The 17,352-nt window shown below is 52.9% G+C and carries 14 protein-coding genes; 10 read left to right on the forward strand and 4 right to left on the reverse strand.

What is annotated here, in order from left to right:
* The first annotated feature begins 28 nt into the window (after positions 1-28).
* Positions 29-1,639: an extracellular solute-binding protein gene (locus ACSFXJ_RS02630; RefSeq protein WP_435923678.1), complete on the forward strand. Its 1,611-nt coding sequence runs from the start codon at positions 29-31 to the stop codon at positions 1,637-1,639.
* 26 nt (positions 1,640-1,665) lie between these two features.
* Entirely contained in the window at positions 1,666-4,083 is a 2,418-nt protein-coding gene (locus ACSFXJ_RS02635) for a glycoside hydrolase family 31 protein (protein WP_435923679.1), read from the forward strand.
* 592 nt (positions 4,084-4,675) lie between these two features.
* On the opposite strand, the gene ACSFXJ_RS02640 is transcribed toward ACSFXJ_RS02635, so the two are convergent.
* Positions 4,676-6,370 (reverse strand): alpha-amylase family glycosyl hydrolase, encoded by a 1,695-nt coding sequence (locus tag ACSFXJ_RS02640; RefSeq protein WP_435923680.1) that lies wholly within the window; start codon positions 6,368-6,370, stop codon positions 4,676-4,678.
* 343 nt (positions 6,371-6,713) lie between these two features.
* Here ACSFXJ_RS02640 and ACSFXJ_RS02645 point away from each other — a divergent pair, with 343 nt between their 5' ends.
* The 4 genes from ACSFXJ_RS02645 (at position 6,714) to ACSFXJ_RS02660 (ending at position 10,299) form a co-directional block, all read left to right on the forward strand.
* Positions 6,714-8,105, forward strand: a complete 1,392-nt coding sequence (locus ACSFXJ_RS02645) for an L-cystine transporter (protein ID WP_435923681.1) — start codon at positions 6,714-6,716, stop codon at positions 8,103-8,105.
* Between the two features lie 164 nt (positions 8,106-8,269).
* Entirely contained in the window at positions 8,270-8,866 is a 597-nt protein-coding gene (locus ACSFXJ_RS02650) for a prepilin peptidase (RefSeq protein WP_435923682.1), read from the forward strand.
* 63 nt (positions 8,867-8,929) lie between these two features.
* Entirely contained in the window at positions 8,930-9,364 is a 435-nt protein-coding gene (locus ACSFXJ_RS02655; RefSeq protein WP_435923683.1) for an NfeD family protein, read from the forward strand.
* Positions 9,364-10,299, forward strand: coding sequence for an SPFH domain-containing protein (locus ACSFXJ_RS02660; protein ID WP_435923684.1), 936 nt, complete (start codon positions 9,364-9,366; stop codon positions 10,297-10,299). Before ACSFXJ_RS02655 ends, ACSFXJ_RS02660 begins: the two co-directional genes overlap by 1 nt.
* 53 nt (positions 10,300-10,352) lie before the next feature.
* Here the strand turns inward: ACSFXJ_RS02660 and ACSFXJ_RS02665 are convergent, their stop codons facing one another.
* The 3 genes from ACSFXJ_RS02665 to ACSFXJ_RS02675 all read right to left on the reverse strand — a co-directional run bounded on the left by ACSFXJ_RS02665 (position 10,353) and on the right by ACSFXJ_RS02675 (position 12,417).
* A complete protein-coding gene (locus ACSFXJ_RS02665; protein ID WP_435923685.1) occupies positions 10,353-11,342 on the reverse strand; it encodes an alpha/beta fold hydrolase in 990 nt (329 codons plus the stop codon).
* 112 nt (positions 11,343-11,454) lie between these two features.
* Positions 11,455-12,135 (reverse strand): PspA/IM30 family protein, encoded by a 681-nt coding sequence (locus ACSFXJ_RS02670; protein WP_435923686.1) that lies wholly within the window; start codon positions 12,133-12,135, stop codon positions 11,455-11,457.
* Positions 12,136-12,192: 57 nt separating this feature from the next.
* Positions 12,193-12,417, reverse strand: a complete 225-nt coding sequence (locus tag ACSFXJ_RS02675) for a PspC domain-containing protein (RefSeq protein WP_435923687.1) — start codon at positions 12,415-12,417, stop codon at positions 12,193-12,195.
* Between the two features lie 446 nt (positions 12,418-12,863).
* On the opposite strand from ACSFXJ_RS02675, the gene ACSFXJ_RS02680 reads away from it, so the two are divergent.
* From ACSFXJ_RS02680 to ACSFXJ_RS02695, 4 genes are all read left to right on the forward strand, one after another.
* A complete protein-coding gene (locus ACSFXJ_RS02680) occupies positions 12,864-14,033 on the forward strand; it encodes an LLM class flavin-dependent oxidoreductase (RefSeq protein WP_435923688.1) in 1,170 nt (389 codons plus the stop codon).
* A gap of 32 nt (positions 14,034-14,065) precedes the next feature.
* A complete protein-coding gene (locus tag ACSFXJ_RS02685) occupies positions 14,066-15,100 on the forward strand; it encodes an aliphatic sulfonate ABC transporter substrate-binding protein (protein WP_435923689.1) in 1,035 nt (344 codons plus the stop codon).
* A 115-nt stretch (positions 15,101-15,215) separates the two neighbouring features.
* Complete coding sequence (locus ACSFXJ_RS02690; protein ID WP_435925662.1) at positions 15,216-16,007, forward strand: ABC transporter permease; 792 nt, start codon at positions 15,216-15,218, stop codon at positions 16,005-16,007.
* Positions 16,008-16,139: 132 nt separating this feature from the next.
* A protein-coding gene (locus tag ACSFXJ_RS02695) for an IS3 family transposase (protein WP_435923690.1) occupies positions 16,140-17,284 on the forward strand; the annotation gives its coding sequence in 2 pieces (ribosomal slippage) (positions 16,140-16,413 and positions 16,413-17,284; 1,146 coding nt in all).
* Positions 17,285-17,352: the final 68 nt, after the last annotated feature.

Here is a 17,352-nt window from a genome sequence, read left to right on the forward strand (position 1 = left end):
CGAATGAAAAATGAATGGGGGAATTCGAATGATAAAACAAAGCGGAATGATCCGAACTAAAAAATGGGTCTCGCTTCTGCTTGCGGCTACGCTTGCTTTCGGCCTGGCGGGCTGCGGCGGAGGGGACTCCGGAAATGCCGCGAAAAGCGGGACCGGCGACTTTAATAAGGATGGCTTGCCGATCGTTAACGAGCCGGTGACGCTGAAAGTGCTGACGATGCGCTGGGGCAATATGGGAGATACGTTCACGCAGAATCAGTGGCTGAAGGATCTGGAGCAGCAAACGAACGTAAAAATCGAATGGGAGGTCGTGTCATCCAACGACTGGGGAGAGCAGAAGTCGATCATGCTGGCCAGCGGCACGCTGCCGGACATCATCCTGGGCAACCAGACCTTCTCCGATTCCGATATCGTTAACAATCTCAGCTATTTCCGTCCGCTAGACGATTATATCGATCAATATATGCCGAATCTTAAAGCGGCGATGGAAGAAACGCCGGAGCTGAAAAAGATCAGCACGTTCCCGGACGGGAAAATCTATTCCCTGCCCGCACGGCTGCCGTCGCGCCCGAAAACCCGGAATCAGCCGGTCATCAATAAAGCCTGGCTTGATAAACTGGGGATGGAAATTCCGGATAATACGGAAGACCTTTACAACGTGTTGAAAGCGTTTAAAGAGCAGGATCCGAACGGCAACGGCAAGCAGGATGAGATCCCTTACACCGAGACCGGTTTATCGCCGGATTTCCTGAATCCGTTCGGCATTACCGACACTTATGGCAACAGCATGATGGTGAAGGACGGCAAACCGGTATTTTATCCGACCAGCGAAGAGTACAAGGAAGGGCTCAAGTATGCAAACCGGTTATACTCCGAAGGACTCATCGATAAAGAAATGTTCACCCAGGACGCCACGATGACGTCGGCCAAACAGCAAAATGCGGATGCTCCGATCGTCGGGTTCACGAATCAATGGACGCCGGACGCGGTATTCGGAAAATGGAGCGGCGAATATGCGGCCATTCCTCCGATCGCCGGACCGGACGGAAAGCGGCATAACCCGGGAGATCCGAACGGGATGAGCTTTTACCGGAACGAGATGCTGATTACCACCTCCTGCAAATATCCGGAGATCGCGGCCCGCTGGGCGGATCAGTTCTATACGAATGAAGCGAGCATCCAGAATTTCTGGGGAGCGATCGGCACCGTCATTCAAAAGAACGACGACGGTACGTATACGTTGATGGATCCTCCGGCCGGCACGAGCGCCGACGCCTGGTATTGGGACCAATCCCTTCGGGACTTCGGGCCGAAATACGTGAGCCCGTCGTTCGAGAAGAACATCGTGCTGAATCCTGAAACCGGCGACGGATTAAAACTCGAAATCGACAAATTGGGCAACGAATACGTCTCCGCGCCATTCCCTAACGTCATGTACACGTCCGAGGAGTTCCAGGAGCTTCCGACGCTGACGACGGACATCGACAGCTATGTTGCAACGATGCGGGCTCAGTGGGTCACCAAAGGCGGCATTGACGAAGGCTGGGATGATTATGTGAAAAAGCTGAACGATATGGGACTCGAGAAATTGCTGAAGATCCGTACCGATGCCTATAATCGCTATATGAGCGTAAAATAACGGATTCAAAGAAAGGTGTATGAACGATGCAAAATGTGATCCGAGATCCTGAACCGATGCTGGTTCACGGAAAACTCGAAACGGCGCCTTCGGCGGATCCCGGCGCTGTCGTTCAGGGGGAGAGCTACCGTTTTACGGTGCTCACCCCCGAACTGATCCGCATGGAATTCAGCGAAACCGGAAACTTTGAAGATCGTGCCACGCAAATCGTACTGAACCGGAATTTCCCGGTCCCCGATTTCAAGGTTACGGATCGGGAGGACCGGTTGGAGATTATGACGGGGCGTTTGCACCTGGTTTACGATAAGCGGCCGTTTTCCCGGCACGGACTGAGCGTGAGCGTCCGAAACCGTTCCGGCCATCTGATGGTCGTATGGCGATACGGCGAATGGCCCGAGGATTTGCGCGGGACCGCCCGGACGCTGGACAATGCGGACGGGGCGATTCCGTTGGAACGCGGATTGTTGTCGCGCGGGGGATATTCGCTGATCGATGACAGCCGTTCGCTTCTCTTGGAGGAAGACGGGCGGGTCGAGCCTCGCGGCCGGGAAGACATAGATTTGTATTTGTTCGGCTACGGCCACGATTACCTGGACTGTCTCCGGGATTTTTACCGCCTGTGCGGACGGACGCCGCTATTGCCGCGTTATGCGCTAGGTAATTGGTGGAGCAGGTATTACAAGTATACGGACGAAGAATACAAGGCGCTGATGGAGCGTTTTGAGCGGGAACGAATTCCCTTTTCGGTGGCTGTGCTGGACATGGATTGGCATCTTGTGGACGTCGATCCGGAGTACGGCAGCGGGTGGACGGGATACACCTGGAACCGGGAGTTGTTCCCGGACCCGCAAGGATTTTTAAATTGGCTGCACGAAAAAGGGCTTCGGGTGACTCTGAATGTCCACCCGGCCGACGGAGTAAGGGCGTTTGAAGACTCTTATCTCGCGATGGCGGCGGAACTCGGGAAAAATACGGAAATCGGCGAAGCCGTGGAATTCGATATGACGGATCCTCGTTTCTTGCGGGCCTATTTCAAGTATTTGCATCATCCGCGGGAGGAGGAGGGCGTCGACTTTTGGTGGATCGACTGGCAGCAGGGCGGCGTGACCAAGATTCCCGGCCTCGACCCGTTGTGGATGCTGAACCATTACCATTACCTGGACAGCGGCCGGAGGGGGAAGCGGCGGCTGACCTTCTCGCGCTACGCCGGACTTGGGAGCCATCGTTATCCCGTCGGTTTCTCCGGGGATACGATCGTCACCTGGGAGTCGCTGGACTTCCAGCCGTATTTCACGGCGAACGCCTCCAATGCCGGTTACGGCTGGTGGAGCCATGACATCGGAGGGCATATGCTGGGCGGAAAGGACGATGAGCTAGCCGCCCGCTGGGTACAGTTCGGCGTCTTTTCGCCGATCCTGCGTTTGCACAGCTCGGCCAGCCCGTTCAACAGCAAGGAGCCTTGGCGGTTCAGCAAGCCTGCGGAAGACGTAATGAAGGAATACCTGCGGCTGCGCCATCGGCTTCTGCCTTACCTGTATACGATGAATCGTTACGCCAGCCGGGAAGGGCTGCCGCTGATCCGGCCGATGTATTACCATTATCCCGAACAGCATGAGGCTTACGATGTGCCGAATGAGTATTTTTTCGGGACGGAACTGATCGTTTGCCCGATTACCCAACCGGCGGACCGAAAGACGGGTGTCGCCGAGTTTCAAGGATGGCTGCCTAAAGGCGTCTGGATCGACTTCTTTGACGGAAGAGTGTACGACGGGGGAAGAAGGCTTTCGCTGTATCGCGGTTTGGAGACGATCCCGGTGCTCGCCAAAGCCGGCGCCATCGTGCCTTTGGCGGATTTGACGGAGTATACCGGTTCGGTGGATAATCCCCGGTCTTTGGAGATGAAGGTGTTTGCCGGGGCGGACGGACATTTTCGCCTGTGGGAAGACGAGGGCGATACGGCGGAGGACTTGGATTCGAACTGGTGCGAAACGGAAATGTCGCTGCAATGGGGAGAATCGGCGTCCTTTACTATCATGCCGGCCAAAGGAAATCTCGCGGCCGTGCCGGAACGCAGAAACTGGAAGCTGTCCTTCGTCGGCTTCGGCTATAAGGATATCGCAGTGACGGTCGGCGATAAGGCCTGTGAAGCGGAGGTCGCGTACGACGAACAAAGCCGGACGCTGACGGTGAATGTGCGAGATCTGCCTGTAAGTGAAGCGTTAAACGTTACATTCGTGGAAGCATGTTTGGCCGTCCAATTGGTGGAACATGAAGTATTTACCTTGCTCGACCGGGCGCAGATTGAATTTTTGTTGAAGGAACGAGTCTACCAAGTCGTGAAGGGATCGGCTACGCCGGCGGCCCTGCTCGCAACCCTAGCTTCGATGAAGCTCGAATCTTCGCTGTACGGAGCAATATGCGAAATCGTATCGGCCAAGTCGTAAATGACGGGGATGGCGGCAGTTTAAGTAGCAGTAGAACCACAAGATGTGATGCCCGGTAAGTAGATGTGATAAGCAGTAAGAGAAGTAATCAGCAGAAGTATAAGTGATAGCAGTAAGTAAAAGTAATAAGCGGTAGTAGAAGTAATCAACAATAAACAGCAATAGAACCGCAGAAATGCGGTAACTCGTGGCGGCATTGAGGAAGCACCGGCGCCTTGCGTCCACTCTCAATTATGTTCCAACTTACAGGAATTCTTCCCCGCCAAAATGCCGGGATCCGGGGGTTTTGGCTAAACTATAGGAAAATTTTCCGGTTAAATAGCAACAAATATGTAAAAAGGCTGTACCTTTAGCAGATTTCCTGCTTTGGTAACAGCCTTTTTCGATCCTTCATTGGATAAAATCCAATGAACATGAACAATTCAGGTGATTAATCCTCTCTTGATTGGAAATTATCCAACGAAGCAGCCGGAACCGGCTGGTTTTAAACCATTTGATTGGATTATTTCCAACGAAGGCGGCATGCTGCGATGCTCCGCATTGAATTGGAGCGTAAATCTAGAAACTACTCGCGCGTGTCAACGCTATCAGTCTACTCAAGTATCAACGTCGTATACCCCGGAATGGTTAACTTGCCGCCTTCCAGTACGGCTCCCTCGCGGGTCGCCTTTAGAATCCCCTCAAAGGTGAGACCGTCCTTATTGTCCGCCAAATCAATACTTTGCTCGTTCCCGGTCAAGTTATGGACGACGAGCACCGTCTGTTCTTCGGTTTGGCGGAGGTAGGCGGCCACGCCCGGGTTGCCGGACTGGAACTCGGCGATCGCGCCGTCTTTTAATGCGGGTACGCTATTTCTCATATCGATCAATTTCCGGTAATGGGATAGCAGGGATTTCGGATCGCCCGTTTGTTCCTCCACGCTTCCGCCCGCTTGCCCTTTGTTGAAATGAAGCGGCTCCCAGGTCGTTTGACCGGCACCGTCGTCGCTCTTATACCACTGCATCGGTTCACGGATGCTTTCGTCCGGCTTGGCTCCGAGCATTCCGATTTCCTCGCCGTAATAGATAAACGGATTGCCCGGAAGCGTCAACAGCATCCCCGCGGCCATTTTGGCATGGTTCACGTCGCCTTCGAGCTGGGTCATGGTGCGGTTGACGTCATGGTTCGTCAAAAACGTGGCATCGACGAACTCTCCATTGGATTTTTCGCTATAGATCCCGTAGCTTCTCGCCAATGTAAAACCAAGATTATTATCCTTTTCTTTCTTGGCCGCTTGAACAATCGATTCCGACAGGCTGAAATTAAAGCCGGAATCGAGCGCGCCGTCCAAATAGTTGGCGATCAGCGCAGGGGACGGATCCCAAATTTCGCCCACGAGATAAGCGTCGGGATTGACCTCGACCATACCCTTGCGGAACTCCTGCCACCATTTCACGTTTTTGTCGGTCGTTTCTTGGCTCTTATCCGTGAGCAGATCCTCGTAGATGTGCTTAGCCGCATCCAGGCGGAATCCGTCGACGCCCTGCTCCAGCCAAAAGCGGCCGATATCCTGCATTTCCTCCCGCACTTCCGGATTGTCAAAGTTCAGATCCGGCATCCCTTCCCAGAAAATGCCCATGTAGTGGCTGCCGCGGGCGGAATGCCACGGGCTTCCGCTGCCAGCCGCGCTGCTGCCGCTGGTCTCCCGGTTCTGGTCCTCCGCGAAGATGTACCAGTCCCGATACTTGCTGTCCTTGTTCTGGGCCGCGTCGATAAACCAAGGGTGCTCCTTGCTGGTATGGTTTACGACCAGGTCCATAATGACTTTGATGTCTCGTTTGTGCGCTTCGTCCAAAAAGGTTTTGAAATCCTCGAGCGTCCCATAATCGGGATTAATATTGCGGTAATCGGTGACGTCATATCCGTGGTAGCTGGGAGACGGATTGATCGGCATCAGCCAGATCCCGCCCACGCCGAGATCATCCGTGGTATCCGGATTGCCGTCGTTCAGGTAATCGAGCTTTTCGGTCAGTCCCTTGAAGTCCCCGATGCCGTCGCCGTCCGAATCATAAAAAGACCGGACAAAAACTTCGTAAAATACGGTCGACGGTTGCGCGTCGATGGCTGTCTTTGCCGCCGGGGCATGGTTCCCGGCAACGCTGTTGACCGCGGTATTTTCGGCTTTGCCGCCGCTGTTGCCGGAAGGCGATGCGCTCTCGGAAGAACAGCCAGTTAGTAGGACGGCCGCCAAGGCAGCGCTTCCAAACCATTTTAAAAACCTATAAGAATCTCGCTTTTTCATGTCCATCTCTTCAATTATCCCCCTATCGGCAGTCGCTGATCTTTACATCATACCCGAGAAAACGAATTTGTTAAAACGTTTGCACAACGGAATTATACCAATTTACAGAATATATGGTCATATTTTAGGATTGAATTGAACATAGTAATAAAATCCTCTTCCTTGCTTCGGATATTTCCGTATTCCGCAGGGTGTTATGCAAGAAATTCAGAACTTCAAGAATAGGGTAATAAATTGGTGAGAAATGTAAATAAAATTAATCCTATCAATTTACTAGAGATTGTGTTACGATACATGTAAATTGGTAACCAATCAGAAATTTATACTGACTTGCAGGGGGAATCACGGAATGGAAACATTGTGGGTTATCATTAACGTAGTCGTCATGCTGGCGCTACTGGGCTTACTTCTCTGGATGCAGAAGAAGCATATATCTTTTACGAAACGGGTATTTACCGGTTTGGGACTCGGACTCGTGTTCGGGGTTATTCTTCAGCTTATCTACCAGGCTGACTCCGAAGTGTTGGCGAAGTCCACGGATTGGTTCAACTTGGTCGGACGCGGTTATGTCGGTTTGCTGCAAATGGTTGTCATTCCGCTGATCATGGTTTCGATCATTTCGGCGATCGCGAAACTGAAGGGCACGAAGAACCTTGGAAAAATGAGCGCCCTCATCATCGCGGTATTGCTCATCACAACGGCTATTGCCGCTACAGTAAGTATCGTCACGAGCTTAAGCTTTGATCTGAAGGCGATCGAAATCGAGGCGGGAGAAGCGGAGCAGGCTCGCGGAGCCGCGCTGGAGGAACGGGCCGGCCAAGTGGCGGACAAAACGATTCCGCAGCAGGTTTTGGACTTCATTCCGACGAATCCGTTTGCGGATATGACGGGAGCGCGCAGCACATCTACGCTGGCTGTCGTAATTTTCTCGGCATTTATCGGGGTTGCGGTTCTCGGCCTGGATAAAAAGAAACCGGAACAAGCGGAGACGTTCCGCAAATTGGTAGACGCGGTATATGCGGTTGTCATGCGGATTGTGACCCTGGTATTGAGGCTGACGCCATACGGCATTTTGGCCTTGATCACGAACGTGGTCGCCACGACGGATCCGCAGGAAATTCTCAAGCTGATCAAGTTTGTGTTAGCCTCTTATGTAGCTTTGATCGTCATGTTTATCATTCATCTGATTTTGCTGGCGCTGTTCGGATACAATCCGGTGCAATATGTGAGGAAAGTGCTGCCGACGCTGGTATTTGCTTTTACATCGCGTTCCAGCGCGGCTACGATTCCGCTTAACGTGGAAACGCAGACGAAACGTCTCGGCGTGCCGGAAGGCATCGCCAACCTGTCGGCCTCGTTCGGGGCGACGATCGGGCAGAACGGCTGCGCCGGGATTTATCCGGCCATGCTGGCGGTCATGATCGCGCCGACGGTCGGGATCGACCCGTTCAGCTGGGATTTCATCATCACGCTGATTCTGGTCGTCGTGATCAGCTCCTTCGGTGTCGCAGGTGTAGGCGGCGGTGCAACTTTCGCCTCGCTGATCGTGTTGTCCACGATGAACCTGCCGGTGGCGCTTGCGGGCTTGCTCATCTCCGTTGAACCGTTGATCGATATGGGCCGCACGGCGCTGAACGTCAACGACTCGATTACCGCCGGCGTGATCACGGGTAAAGTGCTCGGTGAGAATGACCAGGATGTGTTCAAAAGCAAAGTCGACTTGGATGTCGCACAGGCTTAATAAATAATCCAGCTTATAGAAGAATCGTCGGAAAGATGTTCCGGCGATTCTTTTTTTAGGATATAATGAATAAAAGTACATAATTCGCCGAAAGTGAACAAAAAATGCCCTTATTCTACTCTTTTTGCGTGTTTTTATCCGGAATTCTCCTAGGTTCGTTATTCATGGTTGTTGCGCAGCGGCTGATCAGGGATAGGGCGGCAACCGCCGCCGGACAAGCCCCCGATTGGGGTTTCTTGCGGATCTCTTTGCTTCATCTCGCAACCGCATTGTTGGCTCTATGGGTCTTCATCCGGTTCGGCTTTACCGGAGAAGGGGCCGTAGGTCTTGCGCTTATCAGTCTTGGAATCATCGTGACGATCACGGATTGCGCGATCAGAATCATTCCGAACAAGGTGTTGCTTGCATTTTTGCCTGTCATGATCTTGTTGCGTCTGGCTTTCCCGCTTCATTCTCTATGGAACCACTTGCTAGGTGCGGCTTTGGGCCTTGGCATGACTTTGGCCGTTGCGCTTCTGATGCGCGGGATGGGGATGGGAGATGTCAAGCTGTTCGGATTGATAGGATGGGTATTGGGGATCCCGCAAATGCTGGTGGCATTTGTGTTGGCTTGCATCATGGGGGGATTGGCCGGAACCGTGTTTCTTTGGGCGAAGAAGGAGCGGCGCATTCCGTTTGCCCCATGGCTGACCGCGGGAACGTTAATCGCCTTCGGCTACGGTTCCGAAATTGCGGAGTGGTATGTGTCATTCATTTCTTGATACTTTTTCCCCCGAGTTCCGTATATACTACTATAACGTCGGAAAGGTGGTGCATTTCCCCTTATGGATGCATGGATTCTGTGGCTGATTGCTGCAGGGGTTTTGCTGGTGCTGGAAATGATGACGCTGACATTCTACTTGCTCTGGCTATGTGCGGGTACGCTAGCGGCGGCGGTTGTCGCCTGGATTGCTCCTGATGCTTATGTGGTGCAAGTGGTGGTTGGGTGTATCGTAGCGGTGGTGCTTACGATTTTTACCAAGCCGATTTCCAAAAGGTTTCGCACGGCAAAAGGATTCCAAGATACCGGAACAGAAGTGATAGGGAGAGAGGGAGTTGTCGTCGAACCGATTGAACAGGGCCAATACGGCATTGTCAAAGTCGGGGGAGACACATGGAGCGCCACATCGGCTCAGAATCTGGCCAAAGACGAGCGGGTGCGGGTGCTGCATCGCAGCAGTACTATTATCGAAGTTGAACGATGGGAGGAATTAACTTAATGGAATGGGCTATCATTGCCGTTATCGTCGTCGTCGTAGTTGTCTTTATCTCACTTACCGTAAAAATCGTACCACAGCAGCGGGTCGGCGTCGTGGAACGTCTCGGTAAATTCAACCGGCTGCTGACGCCGGGGTTGAACATCCTGATCCCGGTCATCGACCAGGTCCGCTTGTATCATGACCTTCGGATTCAGCAGGCCAACGTGCCTCCTCAAACCGTAATTACGAAGGATAACGTACAGGTACAAATCGATACGATCATTTTCTATCAGGTTGTCGGGCCTGAACAAGCAACGTACGGAATCTCCGATTATGTATACGGGGTGCGGAACATCACCACGGCTACAATGCGTCAAATCATCGGTAAAATGGAGCTGGACGAAACGCTGTCCGGCCGGGAGAAAATCTCCTCCGATATCCGGATCGCTTTGGACGAAGCCACCGAAAAATGGGGCGTACGGATCGAGCGCGTCGAGGTCATCGACATCAAGCCTCCGCTGGATATCCAGGAAGCGATGGATAAGCAGATGAAAGCCGAGCGGAACAAGCGGGCTATCGTTCTTGAGGCCGAAGCGGCGAAGCAGGATATGATTCTGCGCGCGGAAGGGGATAAGCAAAGTAAGATTCTGAGAGCGGAAGCGGAGAAGGAAGCCCGGATCCGCGAAGCGGAAGGTTTCCGCCAGGCGCAGGAGCTGGAAGCGCTCGGGGAAGCCAAAGCGATCGAGGCCGTGGCTGCGGCCGAGAAGGCAAGGATCGAAATGTTGCGTAACGCCTCTCTCGACGAGCAGGTTCTTGCGTACCAGTCCTTTGAAGCGCTCAAGGAAGTGGCGAAGGGACCGGCCAACAAAATATTCCTTCCTTCCAATGCGATCGAAACACTTGGAAGCCTTGGCGCGATGGGAGAAATCTTCAAAGCGGGCAAGGAAGGCAAGTAATCGTCATTTTATCCGCATCAAACGTCCGGAAAGGGAAACCTTCCGGGCGTTTTTTATTTTGCAAATGTATCTACCATCCACTTCGAGAACTTTTCCTTCTCTTCAAATTGCGGATAGTGCGCGGAGCGGCCGTACGTAATAAATTCCTTTCGCGTGGCGCCAATCTGATCAAAGTAGGCTTTGGCGGATTCCGCCGAGGTCATGTAATCGTATTGTCCCATGATAAAATACACCGGTAAATCCAGCTCAGTGACAAACGTAGGCAGAGGTTTTTTGATAGCTTGCCCTATTAACGTGTCTTGTACATGAGGTACGCTGCGGAGATATCGGATGCTATCCAATAAGTTGTACTCCGGTCCGAACAGCAAACCTTTGACCAGGTCCGCATTATCATCGATCAATCTTGCGGCTCCGCCGTATTTTCGGACATATTGCCGCGGGGTTAACATTTCGCCGCTTCGGACTTTTTCGGTTAACCCTTGCAAATATTCGGCGTCGGCACGGTTACCCTCCAATTTAGCCTGGTTGATCGTGAAGTACAGACTATCCAATTCGCTTTCCGTCGTATTCGACATTTGTCCGATGCCGATATAAGCTTGGTACTTTTCCGGAGCTTGCTGAGCAGCCTGTATGCCGATGTAGGTTCCGAAGGAATGGCCGACAAGGATGACCTTCTTCTGGTTGAATCGCGCGGATATGTAATCGGTCAATTCCAATAAATCTTCCACCAAGAGATCTGTTGTAAGGTTGGAGTAATCTTCTCCGAAGTGATACGATTTGCCGCTGGCCCTTTGGTCATAATGGACAATCGTGAAGCTTTTCTCCAAAAGGTCTTGGTATTTGGCGTCATAGGGGATTTCCGAAACGCCCGGACCCCCGTGCACAAAAAAAACGACGGGATTGCTTATATCCCTGCCCCGTATCATCAGCTCATGACCGGTGCCGTTAATTTCGACTTGCTCGAGTACGCTTATGCTGTTTTTGCCGTCAATGTCGGGAGTCCATGTAGGGAAGATCAATCCCGCTCCAAGAAGCACAATCATTGCGGCACCCAAATATAGCAGAACTTTTTTAGCTTTTTTATAGCAATCGCTCCTTCAGCAAAAAGCACCTCGACAGGAGTGCCCCAGGCGCTCTGTCGAGGTGCCGCCAGCGTTATTTGTCACGCGATGCCAGCTGATCCTTCATCCGTTGCAATTCTTCCGCGACGGCCGCGGAGTCCGAAGCCGACGCTCCCGTGACGGGGTTGCCGCTTCCCGTCGTATATGATCGGCCGGACACTTCCGCACCGGCTTCCCACTCCAGAATCTTTTCCTCCATGCGTTCGAAGCCTTTGGCGGCAGCGCCATAGTTCAACCCGTGGCTGATGTTCGGCCGTTGCAACTGCTCGCGTTCCTCCACTTTCCGAGCCCGTTCGGCCAGCTCCTGACGTTTTTGCTTGAGGCGCTCGAATTCCGCCTTGCCTTCCTCCAGACGAATTTCCAGCTCGGCTATCCGTTCTTTGGCTTCTGCGGCATCGGCAGCGTGCTTCTCGGCTAGATCCTCATAGCGGATTTTGGCGGCCGCGTTCACGCGGGCTCCCGCTTCATCGCCGGCTTCCAACGCAGCCAAGGCTTGAAGCTCGGATTGCTTGGCAGCTTGGGCGGACTCGGTGCTTTTGCGCTCGGCCACGCTTGCCGCGATCCGCTGCTCGCGCAGCATATTTTCCGCGATTCTCAAATCTTCTTCCAGGTTCCGCAAATACTGGCCGGTCATCATGACCGGGTTCTCCAGTTTATTCAATACTTCGTGCAGGCTTGCCTTTGTAATGTTGGCGATACGGTTTAATAAACTCATTTGGATTCGCTCCTTTGGTTTTGGTTGAATGATTTATGCTCTAAATAATTTGGCCGATTAATAATGGGTGAACGGATCGTCAAAGCCGAAGCTTCCGATCGGCTCTTTCGGAACAATGATGCTGGCGATCAAGTAAATGGCGACGACCGTGCCGAAGCTGCACAAGGCTGCAATGAGGGCGATCAGCCGAACGACGGTAGGATCGGTGTTAAAGTAACGGGCGATCCCGCCGCAAAGGCCGCTGATTTGCTTATCGGTCACCGAACGGTACAATTTTTTCATTTTTCAACACTCGCTTTCTTTATTTTCATGGTTTGGATGTCTTCGTCATTGTCTTTCGATGTCTTTATTCTAGCGCTTTGCCGATTCCGGCATAACAGGCTCGAGACGGTTTTACGAACTGGACCTTGGTCTGGCAGCGGCCCGTCACGGGGCGGGGATGCCTTTGAAAAAAAACGTTTGACAGATTCTGGATCGTCCCTTATGATATAAATCACACTTAACCGATGGGAATAAACAATATTCTACCGGTCGACCGGAGACTCTTCACAGGCCCTTGCCAGGGCCGAGGAAGTCTCCGGTCTTTTTTTGATTATGGAATTCATGAGTGCTCGGCAGAGCCGAACCTTTCCATAATCGCAATACGAATTCCGCAAACCGCGGTCTAGCATTCAGGGAATGACGTCGATCGACGTTTTCTTAATTATCATTCAGGGAGGTTGGAGAAGATGGCTGCATCGCAAAAAGTAGAATTTGGTTGGTACATTCCGACGACAGGGGACGGCAAGCATATCGGGGTAAAACCCGAACGGGAATCGACCCTGGATTACATGATCCAGGTTGCTCAGACGGCGGAGCGCGCAGGGTTCGAATTTGCCTTGATCCCCACGGGAAACAACTGCATCGATTCCTGGGTTGTGGGCTCGGCGCTGGCCGCGCATACGACAACGTTAAAACCGCTGGTGGCTTTTCGCCCGGGATTGATCGCACCGGTATTGGCTGCACGGATGGGCGCTTCTCTGGACCAAATCTCCGGCGGGAGAGCCTTGTTTAATGTGGTCACAGGCGGTTATCCGGATGACTTAAGAGTCACCGGGGACCCGCTCTATGACGATCATGACGCCAGATATGACCGGACGCGGGAATTTTTGAACATCGTTAAACAGGTATGGACCGAGTCGCATGATTTTACCGTGGAAGGATATTTTTTGCGGAACGGGGAAAAAGCCGGGGTTCATTATGAAGGAGCGCATTACCGGATCGAGGGCGGCGTGTCCCAACCGGCACCGGTGCAACAACCGCACCCGCCGCTGTATTTCGGCGGAAGCTCTCCTGCAGGCAAACGGGTTGCCGCGGAGACGGCGGATGTGTATCTGCTGTGGGCGGAGACGCTGCCGCAAATCCGCGAGCAGATTGAAGAGGTGGAGACCTACTTAAGTGAACAGGAGGCAGAGACCGGGACGAGACGCTTCTTGCGTTACGGACTTCGCGCCCAACTGGTCGTAAGGGATACCGAAGAGGAAGCCTGGGAAGCGGCCCGGGAAATCGTAAGCTTAGCCCCGCCGGAGGCCCTGCCCGTGATTGATTTGGTGCAGTCAAAAACGGATGCCGTAAACCAACAGCGCCAGACGGAGCTTTGGAAGCAGTCGCAAGCCAATGATTACGTGATCGGGCCCAACCTGTGGGCAGGGCTGTCGCGGATTCGCGGCGGCGGAGCCGTCGCTTTTGTGGGGACCCCGGATCAGGTATCGGACCGGCTGCTGGAATTTGTGGACGCGGGAATCAGCACGTTTGTACTGTCGGGTTACCCGCATGTGGAAGAAGCGGAAATCGCGGGCGAGAAGCTGCTGCCGCTGTTCAAATCGAAGCGGGAGGCAAGGATCGGGCAAACGGTTTAAGGAACATTCGGGAAAAGAAGGAGGGAGAACGGATGAAGAAACCACAGTCGGTTCTTAAATACTCGGCTGCCGTGCTCGGGATTGCGCTGGTGCTTGCCGGCTGCTCCGCAAGCGGGAGCGGAAGCTCCGGTAAAACGGGGGATACGGCGGAAGCGAAGGGAGCGGCCGATAGCAAGGAAAAGGTCGTCGTCAATATCGGGACCCAAGGGATCAGCCTGCTGACGCTCTCCCATGAAAAAGGCTGGATTGACGAGTCGTTTGCCGCGGTGGGTGCGGAGATCAAATTTACGGATTTCCCTAGCGGCCCGCCGCATTTTGAAGCGATCGCGGCCGGACACCTCGATTTCGGGCTCGTCGGCAACGGCCCGGTGATCGCGGGTCAGGCCGGGGATATCGACTTCAAGGAAATTGCGGTCATATCCGACGGGAAGGAAGGAGACACGATTCTTGTTCATGATGGGTCGGGTATCGAAGACATCGCCGATCTGAAAGGCAAGAAAATAGCTGTAGCCAAAGGAAGCTCCGCGTATGCATTCGTTTACCGGGCTGCCGTGCAGGAGGGCTTGAAGCCATCGGACATCGAACTGATCCAGCTCCAGCCCGACGAGGCGCAGCCCGCGTTTCAATCGAAGGCCGTCGATGCCTGGGCGGTTTGGGAGCCCTATGTAAGCTTGGCGACGAGCCAAGGGGCGGTAGCGATTGCGGACGGGAATAAGCTCAATCTGGCCAGCCCGAGCTTCGCCATCGTCCGCGGGAAGTTTGCCGAGGAGCATCCGGAGGTGGTAACCGTCTTTTTGAAGGAGCTGGATAGGATCATCCGCTGGAGTACGGAGCACCCGGAGGAAACGGCACAGTTTTTCGCGGAGAAAAAGAAGGTGGAGGCCGACCTCGTCAGACTGCTGCTTGGGAAAACGCATTATACCGTGGAGCCGATCAGCGAGGATTACGTGAAGGCACAGCAGGAAACCGCGGATCTGCTCTATGATACGGGCGGTATCCGGAAAAAGATCGATGTCGGCGAAGTCGTCGAGAACAAGTTCGTAGAAGAAGCCCTTGGGGAACGATGACTTTGACGGGTGATATCCTTTATGCAATTTAATAAGACGAGGTGATCCAACTGTGTCACTAGCCAAGGAACAGACGGCAAGCGCTCCCGTAAAGCTTGTACGGTCAACGAAGACGCTGAGGGTCCTATCCGCAGCAGGCTTGAAAATATGGCGGAATCACGGGGTGAGGGGCAGCATCCTCCCCTTCCTCCTGATCGCCGTTTGGCAGTACGCCGCCTGGGTCGGCTGGATATCGGGAACACTGCTCCCTTCTCCGTATGCGATAGCAGCGGAAGGATATGAACTGCTTATGGCAGGCGAATTGCTTCATCATCTGGGCATCAGCGTGGCCCGCGCGGCGGCGGGGTTTCTGATCGGGGGCTCGATCGGATTGGCGACGGGCCTTGCGGCCGGGTTCCTCCGACCCGCGGAACAGGCCATCGATCCGATGCTGCAAATGCTGAAGACGGTTCCGCATCTGGCGATCACACCGCTGTTTATTCTCTGGTTCGGGATCGGAGAGACGTCCAAAATATTGCTGATCGCATTCGGCGCCTTTTTTCCGCTCTATGTAAACACCTTCCTCGGGATTCGCGGCGTCGACCGGAAACTGGTTGAGGTAGCCAGGGTGCTTGAATTCAGTCGCTTTGAACAAATTCGGCTCGTCATTTTGCCCGGCGCCATGCCGAATATTTTGCTCGGCGTCAGACTGTCGATGGGAGTGTCCTGGTTGGGGCTTGTCGTTGCCGAAATGATGGGATCCAGCTCGGGCGTCGGTTATCTGATTCAAGACGCAAGGCAGTTTTCGATCATCACGATCGTCTTTGTCGGCATCGTTATTTTTGCGGCGGTCGGCAAGCTGTCGGACTCTTTGGTCAGATGGCTGGAGAAACGCCTGCTGAAGTGGCGGGATAATTTTTCGGGATAACCCGTATTCCAACAAAATAAACCTCGGAGCTTGTTTAGGGACTGACCCCAAAGCGTGAGACAAATTAAAACACCTTCAAGAGAATTAAACCATGTCGTAAGATATGGGGATAACCTTGGAGGTGTTTTTGCATTGGCAACAAGAGTCAGCTACCCATTCGAACTTAAAATGAAAGCCATTGAAATGAGATTAGAAGGAGTTCCGGTTCGTGAGGTCATGGAGCAACTCGGGATACGGAATAAGACACAGCTGAAGGTGTGGATGAAGTGGTACCGGGAAGGTGACGTGCATCGGCTGGAGCAGCCTGTGGGTAAGCAATATAGCTATGGAAAGGGGCCAGAACACTCTTCAGAGTTAGAAAAGCTACAGGCAGAAAACCGATTTTTAAAGCAGCAGTTGGACCTGCTAAAAAAGTACATGGAGTTGGAAAGGAGGTGGAACCAGAAGTCGTTGTTGCTTGGATCGAGTCTATTCGAGAAGAAGTCACGGTGACGCAGGCTTGTGCGTGGCTTGGCATTGCAAGAGCCACCTATTATCGCTGGAAAGCAACTATGGAGGCAAAATGTCCAGAACCAACGGTGGAGAAAATCCGGGAACTTTGCATTCAACATAAATTTCGATATGGTTACCGGAAGATTACGGCATTACTTCGGATGGAATGTAAGATTAACCATAAACGCGTGCAGCGGATTATGCAGCGAGAGGGGCTCCAATGTCGTGTCAAAGTGAAGAAACGCAAACCTACAGGGCAGCCAGCTTACATCGCAGAACACTTGTTAAAGCGTCAGTTTCAGGCCGATGTCCCCATGCAAAAACTCGTAACAGACATTACGTATTTGCCGTTTGGCGGAAAAACATTGTACCTGTCGAGTATTTTGGACTTGTTTAATGGAGAGATTGTGGCTTACAGTATAGCAGACAAGCAAGACACGACTCTTGTTCTAGACACGTTAAACCAATTACCAGCTGTACCGGGTATGATGCTCCATAGCGATCAAGGCAGCGTTTATACGTCTCAGGCTTATCAGGCGGCTATAAAAGGAAAAGGCATTACCATGAGCATGTCCCGCAAGGGAACGCCCGCTGATAATGCCCCCATCGAATCGTTTCATTCCACACTAAAGTCTGAAACGTTCTATCTCGAAGGTTTAACCTGTACGACGACGGCAATCGTCGAACAGACCGTTCGAGACTACATTACTTACTATAACTCAATTCGCATTCAAACAAAACTAAACAACCAGTCACCGGTTCATTTCCGGCAACTGGCTGCTTAGACTTGTAAGGTGTTTTGATCCCTGTCTCACAAACGGGGGTCAGTCCCTTTAAAAGCTTCGGGGTTTTT

This window comes from Paenibacillus salivarius (assembly GCF_051307165.1).
Lineage (GTDB): Bacteria > Bacillota > Bacilli > Paenibacillales > Paenibacillaceae > Fontibacillus.